This is a genomic window from Pseudomonas sp. Hz4 (assembly GCF_054898165.1).
Genome location: NZ_CM142719.1, coordinates 3,021,658 through 3,031,426 on the forward strand (window position 1 = coordinate 3,021,658; position 9,769 = coordinate 3,031,426).

The 9,769-nt window shown below is 62.5% G+C and carries 8 protein-coding genes; all 8 read left to right on the forward strand.

The window, feature by feature from the left end:
• Positions 1-49: 49 nt before the first annotated feature.
• The 8 genes from gspG (at position 50) to ACYZTR_RS13815 (ending at position 9,739) form a co-directional block, all read left to right on the forward strand.
• On the forward strand, positions 50-508 hold the full coding sequence (gspG, locus tag ACYZTR_RS13780; protein WP_461971656.1) for a type II secretion system major pseudopilin GspG: 459 nt from the start codon (positions 50-52) through the stop codon (positions 506-508).
• Positions 509-516: 8 nt separating this feature from the next.
• Entirely contained in the window at positions 517-1,491 is a 975-nt protein-coding gene (gene gspK / locus ACYZTR_RS13785) for a type II secretion system minor pseudopilin GspK (RefSeq protein WP_461971658.1), read from the forward strand.
• The gene (gene gspL / locus ACYZTR_RS13790; protein WP_461971660.1) at positions 1,488-2,657 is read left to right on the forward strand and encodes a type II secretion system protein GspL; all 1,170 of its coding nucleotides are present in this window, start codon (positions 1,488-1,490) and stop codon (positions 2,655-2,657) included. Before gspK ends, gspL begins: the two co-directional genes overlap by 4 nt.
• On the forward strand, positions 2,650-3,207 hold the full coding sequence (gene gspM / locus ACYZTR_RS13795; protein WP_461971662.1) for a type II secretion system protein GspM: 558 nt from the start codon (positions 2,650-2,652) through the stop codon (positions 3,205-3,207). The genes gspL and gspM overlap by 8 nt, the downstream gene beginning before the upstream one ends.
• Positions 3,204-5,588: a type II secretion system secretin GspD gene (gene gspD / locus ACYZTR_RS13800; RefSeq protein WP_461971664.1), complete on the forward strand. Its 2,385-nt coding sequence runs from the start codon at positions 3,204-3,206 to the stop codon at positions 5,586-5,588. Before gspM ends, gspD begins: the two co-directional genes overlap by 4 nt.
• Positions 5,585-7,003: a type II secretion system ATPase GspE gene (gene gspE, locus ACYZTR_RS13805; RefSeq protein WP_461971665.1), complete on the forward strand. Its 1,419-nt coding sequence runs from the start codon at positions 5,585-5,587 to the stop codon at positions 7,001-7,003. Before gspD ends, gspE begins: the two co-directional genes overlap by 4 nt.
• Complete coding sequence (gene gspF, locus ACYZTR_RS13810) at positions 7,003-8,214, forward strand: type II secretion system inner membrane protein GspF (RefSeq protein WP_461971667.1); 1,212 nt, start codon at positions 7,003-7,005, stop codon at positions 8,212-8,214. The genes gspE and gspF overlap by 1 nt, the downstream gene beginning before the upstream one ends.
• A gap of 388 nt (positions 8,215-8,602) precedes the next feature.
• On the forward strand, positions 8,603-9,739 hold the full coding sequence (locus tag ACYZTR_RS13815) for a substrate-binding domain-containing protein (protein ID WP_461971669.1): 1,137 nt from the start codon (positions 8,603-8,605) through the stop codon (positions 9,737-9,739).
• Positions 9,740-9,769: the final 30 nt, after the last annotated feature.

Consider the following 9,769-nt stretch of genomic DNA (forward strand, 5'->3'; position numbering starts at 1 on the left):
CTTCTTGCAACACTGCGCGTCGAATCGAATCAAGCCAGGGAATGTCGAGATGGATATCGCGCACTTCAAGTTGCTGGATCACAAGCCTCGTTCGCCTCGCGGGCAGCAAGGTTTCACCCTGATCGAGATCATGGTGGTGGTGGTGATTCTGGGGATTCTGGCGGCCATGGTGGTGCCCAAGGTATTGGACCGCCCCGACCAGGCTCGCGCCACCGCCGCCAAACAGGACATTGGCGGGCTGATGCAGGCGTTGAAGCTGTATCGTCTAGACCACGGCACCTATCCGAACATGAACCAGGGTTTGAAGGTGCTGGCCGAGCGGCCGGCGAACGCCAAGAACAGCAACTGGCGTTCGTACCTGGACCGCCTGCCCAACGACCCGTGGGGCCGTCCTTACAACTATCTGAATCCGGGCGCGAACGGCGAAATCGATATCTTCTCCCTCGGTGCCGATGGTCAGCCTGACGGCGACGGCGTGAACGCCGATATCGGCTCCTGGCAGCTGTAAGGGAAGCCATGAAAGCCTATTCGCGGATAGCGGCGAAGCAGCGCGGCATGGCGATTATCAGCGCCTTGCTGATCGCCGCGGTCGTAGCGGTGATTGCCGGTGGCATGCTGACCCGGCAAACCGTATTCACCCGAAGCCTGGAGGCTGAGCAGTGGCGGATACAGGGCGCTTCAATGCTGCTGGGCGGCATCGAGATCAGCCGTCATTTGCTGTGGGACGCGCGCCAGCGCGACCCGCTGACACGCCTCGATCAGCCGTGGGCACGCGCCGTGGTGACGGCGCGTGACGTGCCCTTTAAGGGGCGGCTGGAGGATGAGCAAGGCAAATTCAACCTGCGCAACTTGGTCAACAATGATCGAATCGATCAGGAACAACTGGCGAGTTTCCAGCGTCTGTGTCAGTTGATCGGAGTCAACACGACCTTGAGTCAGCGCATCAGTCAGCGAGTGATCGCCTCCTACCCGCGCCTGCTCAACCCGGAACGGGCGGACAAGACGCCGCAAGGCAGCGGCTTCGACAGCGGTCGCGATACTTCACCGGCGGCCGCAAGCAAACCACAGCTGCCAACTCGCCCCATGCTGCGCCGCCTAGACGATCTGCGCAGCGTCGAGGGAATGAATGACGAATTGCTGGCAAAAATGGCGCCTTACTTCACGGTACTGCCGGCCTTTACCTGGCTCAACGGCAATACCTCCACCGCACCGGTGCTGGCTGCGTATGTGCCGGGGCTGTCGATCGAGCGTGCACAGGCGCTGATAGCCGAGCGCGACGGCGGCCAGTGGTTCATCAACCGTGGGGACTTCGTCAACCGGTTGCGCATGCCGCAACTTGAAGCCACGACCATCAAGGTCGGCATCACCAGTGACTGGTTCCTGTTGCGGGGCAAGGCGTCGACCGAGCGGCGTCGGGTCAGTCTGGATGCATTGCTGTACCGCCGTGAAAACGGATTGCCCGAGGTGATCTGGTCACGGGTGGGCGTATGAGTCAGCTACGCATCGCCTTGCCACCGTTGGCCGAGCTGACCCTCGATAGCCCGGTGGCGTTCGCCTGGCTGGACCGCCAGGGGCAAGTCACCCAAGAGGGTCAAAGTAGCTTGCGGCAATTGGGCCAGAACGGAAAAACACCCGCGATCGTTTTTTTCCTGCACCCGCAGGACAGCCTCCTGGCGAGCATCGATCTACCCGTTTTGCCAGCATCAAAAACCACCGCGGCCGTTCAGTGTGCGGCGCAGGCGCTGATCCTCGGTGCCTGCGAACAAATGTATATCGCCCACAGTCCACGTGATGAACAGGGGCGAGTGCACATCGCCTGGCTGCCACGCGAAGGATTGGCCCGGTTTGCACAATTGTTGCGGAGCGCGCGATTGACCCCGCGCGGTGTGTTTACCGCCGCCTACTGTTTGCCTGTCGCAAGTGGTCCGGTGACCTGTATTCGGGAGGGGCATTTGTTAGTGCGCCACAGCCTTCATCAGGCGGTGGTGCATCCGGCGGTGGACGAGGCGCTGAGCGATTTATTGCTGGAGGCCGGTGACACCGCGCAGTGGGTTGGTGATGCGCCGCCGGACTCGACGTTCACTCGCTTGTTATCCGCTGAAAAACGCTGGGTCGGACCTTTGCCCGGATGGGGTTTGCACGGCGGAATTCAGCAGCGCCATGCCGACCAAAAGGGTTGGCCACGAGCGCTCGCCTTGTGCGCGGTTGCCGTGGTGATCTGGGCCCTGGGTTTGAATCTGTACGCCGCCCGTGAAGCGTCGCAGGGGCAACAACTCAAGAGCCAAATGAGCCTGCGGGTGAAACAGGCATTTCCGCAGTTGCCGGTGATTCTCAACCCGCTGCAACAGGCCCGTCAGCAATTGTCTGCGCCGCAAAGCGGCGCACCGGCCCAGGGATTCGCCAACCTGATGATTCAAGCCGGCAACGGCATGCCATTTATCGCCGGCAGCGTACAACGCCTGGAGTTTGGCAACGGCGAGCTGAAGCTGACCCTGCTGGCGGATGCGCGCAAACAGGCCAGCGACAAGTCGTGGCAAACCACGTTGGCGCAAGCCGGTATCGAGGTCAGATCCGGCGCCGAAGGCTGGACGTTGCGTCCGGCCCTTGAACCTGCGACTACCACCGCTGACAGCGCTGCCGGAGCCGACGATGAATAGGCATTCCCTGGCGCTTTACCGCGCCCGCTGGCAGCACATCAAAGGTCGCGGCCTGTTGACGTGGCAAGGTCTGGCCCTGCGCGAAAAACGCATGGTGGCCGGCACCGCACTGGTGTTGTCAGGCTTGTTGACCTGGCTGGTGCTGGTTCAACCGGCGCTGAAAAAGATCGACTACTGGCAAGCCGAAACACCCAAGTTACGTTCCCAGACCGAAGCACTGGAGGTGCTGCTGCGCGACGTCGCACGCCCCGCCAGTGGACATAGTCTTGAGCAGACACTGCGCCAGACCCTCGACGCCAACGGTCTGGCCGGGCACTACCAATTACTTGCGCCGGACAGCGCAACGTCGAAGGCCTGGCAGCTGACACTCGAAGACGCACCCGCGGACGCCGCGATGAGTTGGTTGCTGGTCACCGCGCCACAGTTATCCCTTGAGGTGGTCGAGGCTCGCTTGCAACGCGCAGGTGAACCCTTGGCCAAAGACACGGCAGGCACTCTGTCGGGAACCGTTCGCATGGATCAGGCGCCAGGCGCTAAGGAAGCTTCATGAAGTGGTCAGGTTCCGTGTATGCGCGCCATTGTCGCAAGGCCGCGCCTTTTTTATTGCTGGCGCTGGGCGCTTGCAGCACCACCACCACGCAGCAATCACCCTTGCTGGTCGATAGCGAACTGGGTAAGCCGTTGGCGAACACCCAGCGTAGCGCCGACCCCTTGGCGGAACGCCAGCGTTTGCAGGCGCAGCTCAAGCAACCGCCGGGCGCATTGCATAAAATCACCACGCCGGGGCGCAGCAATCCGCCGACCGGTACTGCCCCGGCGAGTAACGCGCTGGGCAATCAACCGGTGACGCTGAATTTTGTCGATGTCGACATCCCGGCGGTGGTCCGTGCCTTGTCGCGCTCGACGGGGCGTCAGTTTCTGGTCGACCCGCGCGTCAAAGGTAACCTGACCCTGGTCTCGGAGGGTGAAGTGCCGGCGCATCAGGCTTTCGACATGCTGCTGGCCACCTTGCGCATGCAGGGCTTCAGCGTGGTCGATGTTGGCGGCGTGTCGCAAGTGGTGCCGGAGGCTGACGCCAAATTGCTCGGCGGGCCGATTTACGGCGCCGACAAACCGGCCGGCAACGGCATGGTCACCCGCACCTTTCGCCTGCAGTATGAAAACGCGGTGAACCTGATCCCGGTGCTGCGCCCGATCGTGTCGCCGAACAACCCGATCAACGCTTATCCCGGCAACAACACCATCGTCGTCACCGATTACTCCGACAACCTGGCGCGGGTGGCGCAGATCATTCAGGGCGTCGACACCCCGAGCGCCATCGACACTGACGTGGTGCAGATCCAGAACGGCATCGCCGTGGACATTGCCGGCATGGTCTCGGACCTGCTGGAGGCGCCGGGCAATGACCCAACCCAGAAAATTTCGGTGATCGGCGACCCGCGTTCCAACTCGATCATCATCCGCGCCGGCAGCCCCGAACGCACCGAACTGGCACGCAACCTGATCTACAAACTCGACAACGCCCAGAGCAACCCCAGCAACTTGCACGTGGTGTACCTGCGCAACGCACAAGCCGCCAAACTGGCCCAGGCCTTGCGCGGTTTGCTCACCGGAGAGAGCGACAGTGGCAGCAGCGATGGCGCACGTTCGGTGCTCAGCGCGATGGGCAGCAACACCAGTGGCGGGCAGAACGGGCAGGGTGCCAACGCCAACAGCACGGGTTCTTCGACCACCACTGCGGCAAACCCCGGCAGCAGCAGTTATGGGCAGGGCAGCCTGAACGGCGGCAGTCAAACCGGCGGCGCACAGCCGACCGAACAAAATGTCGCGTTCAGTGCCAACGGCGTGACCATCCAGGCCGACGCGACCACCAACACCTTGCTGATCTCGGCGCCGGACCCGGTCTATCGCAATCTTCGCGAAGTGATCGACATGCTTGACCAACGCCGCGCGCAAGTGGTCATCGAGAGCCTGATCGTCGAAGTCGGCGAGGACGACGCCAGCGAATTCGGCGTGCAATGGCAGACCGGTAATCTGGGCGGCAATGGTGTCATCGGCGGCGCCAACCTCGGCGGGACCGGCGTCAACCTCAACGGCAGAACCAGCATCGATGTCTTGCCTCAGGGGCTGAACCTGGGCCTGGTCAATGGCACGGTGGACATCCCCGGCATCGGCAAGATTCTCGACCTCAAGGTCCTGGCCCGTGCGTTGAAAAGCAAGGGTGGCACCAACGTGCTGTCGACGCCTAACCTGCTGACCCTCGACAACGAGGCCGCGAGCATTTTTGTCGGCCAGACCATTCCGTTTGTCAGTGGCAGCTACGTCACCGGCGGTGGCGGCACCAGCAATAACCCGTTCCAGACCGTGACGCGCGAGGAGGTCGGCCTGAAACTCAATGTGCGGCCACAGATTTCCGAAGGCGGCACGGTCAAGCTCGACATTTATCAGGAAGTCAGCAGCATCGATGAGCGCGCCACCAACAGCGCGACGGCGGCGGGCATCGTCACCAACAAGCGCGCGATCGACACCAGCATCCTGCTCGATGATGGGCAGATCATGGTCCTCGGCGGCTTGCTCCAGGACGGCTACAGCCAGAGCACCGACGCGGTGCCCTGGCTGTCGACCCTTCCGGGGATCGGTGCGTTGTTTCGCAACGAACGCCGGGCGATCACCAAGACCAACCTGATGGTGTTCTTGCGCCCGTACATCATCCGCGACAGCGCCGCGGGGCGCAGCATCACGCTTAACCGTTACGACTTCATGCGCCGCGCCCAGGGCATGCTGCAACCGGAGCGCAGCTGGGCGATGCCAGACATGCAGGCACCGCAATTGCCGCCGGCGGCGCAGGGGGTTCCGGGAGCGGTGCCGGTGTCGAATGTGCAGCCGGGTTCGCAGCCGCGGGCAACCATTCGCGCGGTGCCGGTTCAATGAGCACCTTGCCCTACGCCTGGGCCAAGGCCCAACGGATCCTTTTGCGAACCGGCGAGGAAGGCGCGGTGCTGACCGTGTGCCCGTCCACGCCGGGCTGGTCGATCAGTGAGGCGCGGCGTCAGTTTGGCCCGGCGCGGCTGGAGCGGGTGCGTGACGAGGAACTCGACGGCTTGCTCGCCAGTGCCTACGCCGATACCGGCAGCGCTGCGGCAGTAGTCGGCGCGGCGGAAAATGAGGTGGACCTGGATCGCCTGATGCAGGACATCCCGGAAATCACCGACCTGCTCGACACCCAGGACGGTGCACCGGTGATCCGCATGATTAACGCACTGCTCACTCAAGCGGCGCGCGATGAAGCCAGCGACATTCACATCGAGCCCTACGAAAGCCATTCGGTGGTGCGTTATCGGGTCGACGGCACGCTGCGCGATGTGGTGTCGCCGCGCAAGGCCTTGCATGGCGCGCTGGTCTCGCGGATCAAGATCATGGCGCAGCTCGACATCGCCGAAAAACGCCTGCCGCAAGACGGTCGTATCGCCTTGCGCGTGGCCGGCCGGCCGATCGACATTCGCGTGTCGACGGTGCCCACTGGCCATGGCGAAAGGGTAGTGATGCGCTTGCTCGACAAACAGGCCGGGCGCCTGCAACTGGAAACCCTCGGCATGGACGCCCAGGTACTGGCCAAACTCGACACCCTGATCCGTCAGCCCCACGGCATCGTGCTGGTCACCGGCCCCACCGGCAGCGGCAAGACCACCAGCCTGTACGCGGCCCTTGCGCGGTTGGACGCCAGCACCAGCAATATCCTCACTGTCGAAGACCCGGTGGAGTACGACTTGCCGGGCATCAGCCAGATTCAGGTCAACGCCAAGATCGACATGACCTTCGCCCTGGCGTTGCGCGCCATTTTGCGCCAGGACCCGGACATCATCATGATCGGCGAGATCCGCGACCTGGAAACCGCACAAATCGCCGTGCAGGCCTCGCTCACCGGCCACCTGGTACTGGCGACGCTGCACACCAACGACGCCGTTTCAGCCGTCAACCGCTTGATCGACATGGGCGTCGAACCTTTTCTGCTGGCCTCATCGATGCTCGGCGTCCTCGCGCAACGTTTGGTGCGGCGCCTGTGTGCGCACTGCAAACAGGAAGATCCTACCGCCCCCGGTACCTGGCGCCCGGTCGGCTGCGCGGCGTGCAATCACACCGGCTACAGCGGTCGTACCGGCATTCATGAGCTGTTCTGCATCGACGACGACATTCGCAGCCTGATCCATCAAGGTGCCGGCGAGCAGGCCTTACGCGCCGCCGCCCGCACCGCCGGCATGTTCAGCATGCGCGAAGACGGCGAGCGTTGGGTGCGCAGCGGTGCCACGGCGCCGGAAGAAATCCTGCGAGTAACAAGGGACGCCTGATGAACCGTTACCGATTCGAAGCCGCCGACGCCACGGGCAAGATCGAGTCCGGGCACCTTGAGGCCGACAGCCAAAGCGCTGCGTTCGGTGTGTTGCGCAGCCGTGGGTTGACCGCGTTGCTGGTGCAGATCGAGAACGACACATCGGCAAAGGGCGGCGGCGGGATGTTCAGCGCCAAACTCTCGGACAACGACCTGGCCTGGGCCACCCGGCAACTGGCGAGCCTGCTCGGCGCCAGTCTGCCGTTGGAGGCCGCGTTGAGCGCTACGGTGGAGCAAGCGGAAAAAAAGCACATCGCCCAGACCCTCAGCGCGGTGCGCGCCGACGTGCGCAGTGGCATGCGCCTCGCTGAAGCGCTGGCGGCCAGGCCACGGGACTTTCCGGAAATCTACCGCGCATTGATCGCAGCGGGCGAGGAGTCCGGCGACCTGGCGCAGGTCATGGAGCGGCTGGCGGATTACATCGAAGAACGCAACAACCTGCGGGGCAAGATTCTCACCGCGTTCATCTACCCGGGCGTGGTCGGGTTGGTGTCGATTGGCATCGTGATTTTTCTGCTCAGTTACGTGGTGCCGCAGGTGGTCAGTGCGTTTTCCCAGGCGCGTCAGGATTTGCCGGGACTGACCCTGGCGATGCTCAATGCCAGTGATTTCATTCGTGGTTGGGGCTGGTTGTGTTTTGGCGTGATGGCGAGCGGTTTCTGGGGCTGGCGCTTGTATTTGCGCAACCCGGCTGCGCGCTTGAATTGGCACAGCCGCATTTTGAGATTGCCGTTATTCGGGCGATTTGTGCTGGGGTTGAACACCGCGCGTTTTGCCTCGACCCTGGCGATTCTCGGTGGAGCAGGGGTACCGTTGTTGCGGGCGCTGGAGGCGGCGCGGCAGACCTTGTCCAACGACAGGCTGAGCCTGAGCGTCAGCGACGCCACGGCCAAGGTTCGTGAGGGCGTCAACCTGGCCGCTGCCCTGCGGGTGGAGAAAGTCTTCCCGCCGGTGCTGATCCACCTGATCGCCAGCGGCGAGAAAACCGGCTCGCTACCACCGATGCTCGAACGCGCCGCGCAAACCCTGTCCCGTGACATCGAACGCCGGGCCATGGGCATGACCGCATTGCTTGAACCACTGATGATCGTGGTCATGGGCGCGGTGGTGCTGGTGATCGTCATGGCGGTGCTGTTGCCGATTATCGAGATCAACCAATTGGTGCAGTAAAAGCTTCGCGAGCAAGCCCGCGAAGGCTGACCATCAGGCGCTAAATTTTCCGGATATTTTCCCACCACCCCAACCCCACCCGAGCGATCCTCGGGATCTCCGTTCTGTCATGTCCAACCACAAATCAACCCCTCCAGCCCTGCATTGCCCGGAGCTGCCAAACCCCTGAGCCAGACGCGGCCGCGAACCCCGCTAAACACCCGAGAATTCAGCGGAAAATCATCGCGCACCTCCCGAGGATTTTTCCTTTCTCTGTCACCGGAACCTGCGAGTTTCTACTTCATGGCCTCACCCCAAACGCCCTTCGCAGCAAGGCAGGATCTGAGCGCCATGGCGTCATTAACGAGCACATCACTCAACGTACAAACACGATGAAAGGAGCTTCTTCATGTTTAAGCGCACTATGATCGCAGCCTCGTTGGCTGTAGCCGCACTGGCTTCCGCCCAATCCATGGCCGCTGTTGTCGGTGGCGGCGCAACTCTGCCAGCCAACCTCTACAACGGTACTTCGACCCTGCCACGTTTGCTGCCAGTTGACTTCACCTACACCGGCTCCAGCAGCGGTACCGGCAAGACTAACTTCCTCGCCAACCCTTCTGCTGTTGACTTCGCCGGCAGCGATTCGGTGTTGACGTCTACCGAGTTGACTAACTACAACAATGCCAGCAGCGCTACCTACGGCAAGCTGATCCAGGTGCCTTCGGTCGGCACGTCGGTGACCATCCCTTACAAGCGTACAGGCGTGACCAGCCTGCAATTGAGCGGTGCTCAACTGTGTAACGTATTTTCCGGCGCCACCACTACCTGGGGCGGCCTGCTGGGCACTGCCGATGCTACCCCGATCAAAGTGATCTACCGTTCGGGCAGCAGCGGTACCACTGAACTGCTGACCCGCTTTCTCAACGATTCCTGCTCAGCCCAGTTCGGCGTCAGCGGCACCTTCACCACGGCCAACATTGGTGCTGAACCTGCCACCTGGCAAGCCGTGGCTACCAGCGCCGACGTCGTAACTGCCGTCAACGGCACCGACGGTGCAATCGGTTACGTCAGCCCTGACTACGTCAGCCTCACCAACGCTGTGGTTGCACGTGTCAGCAAGGCCGCAATGGCCGCAGGTACCGCACCGCTGCCAACCCTCGCTAACGCCCGCACCGCCTTGGGCACAGCTGTCGCACCCGTCGGTGCTGATCGTGCCAACCCGCTGAAATGGGTCCCTACCTTCGGTAGCAACGTCGCTGCCGGTGACAAGCCAATCCCAACTGCCGCCAACGCTTATCCAATCGTTGGCTACACCAACTTCCTCGTGGGTCAGTGCTACGCCACTGCGGCTGACGCTACTGCGATCCGTAGCTTCCTCAATGACCTGTACAGCGGTACCAAAGCCACTGTCATTGCCCAGCACTCCTTCGTCAGCCTGCCAACCGCATTTGCTGCCGAAGTCAAAAAAGCCTTCCTGGACAACACCAATGCCGAAGGCCTGGACATCGCCAACCTGAGCGTTTGCAACGGTGTAGGTCGTCCGTAAGCCACGCGTCTGAAGTCACTTCGCGCTTCA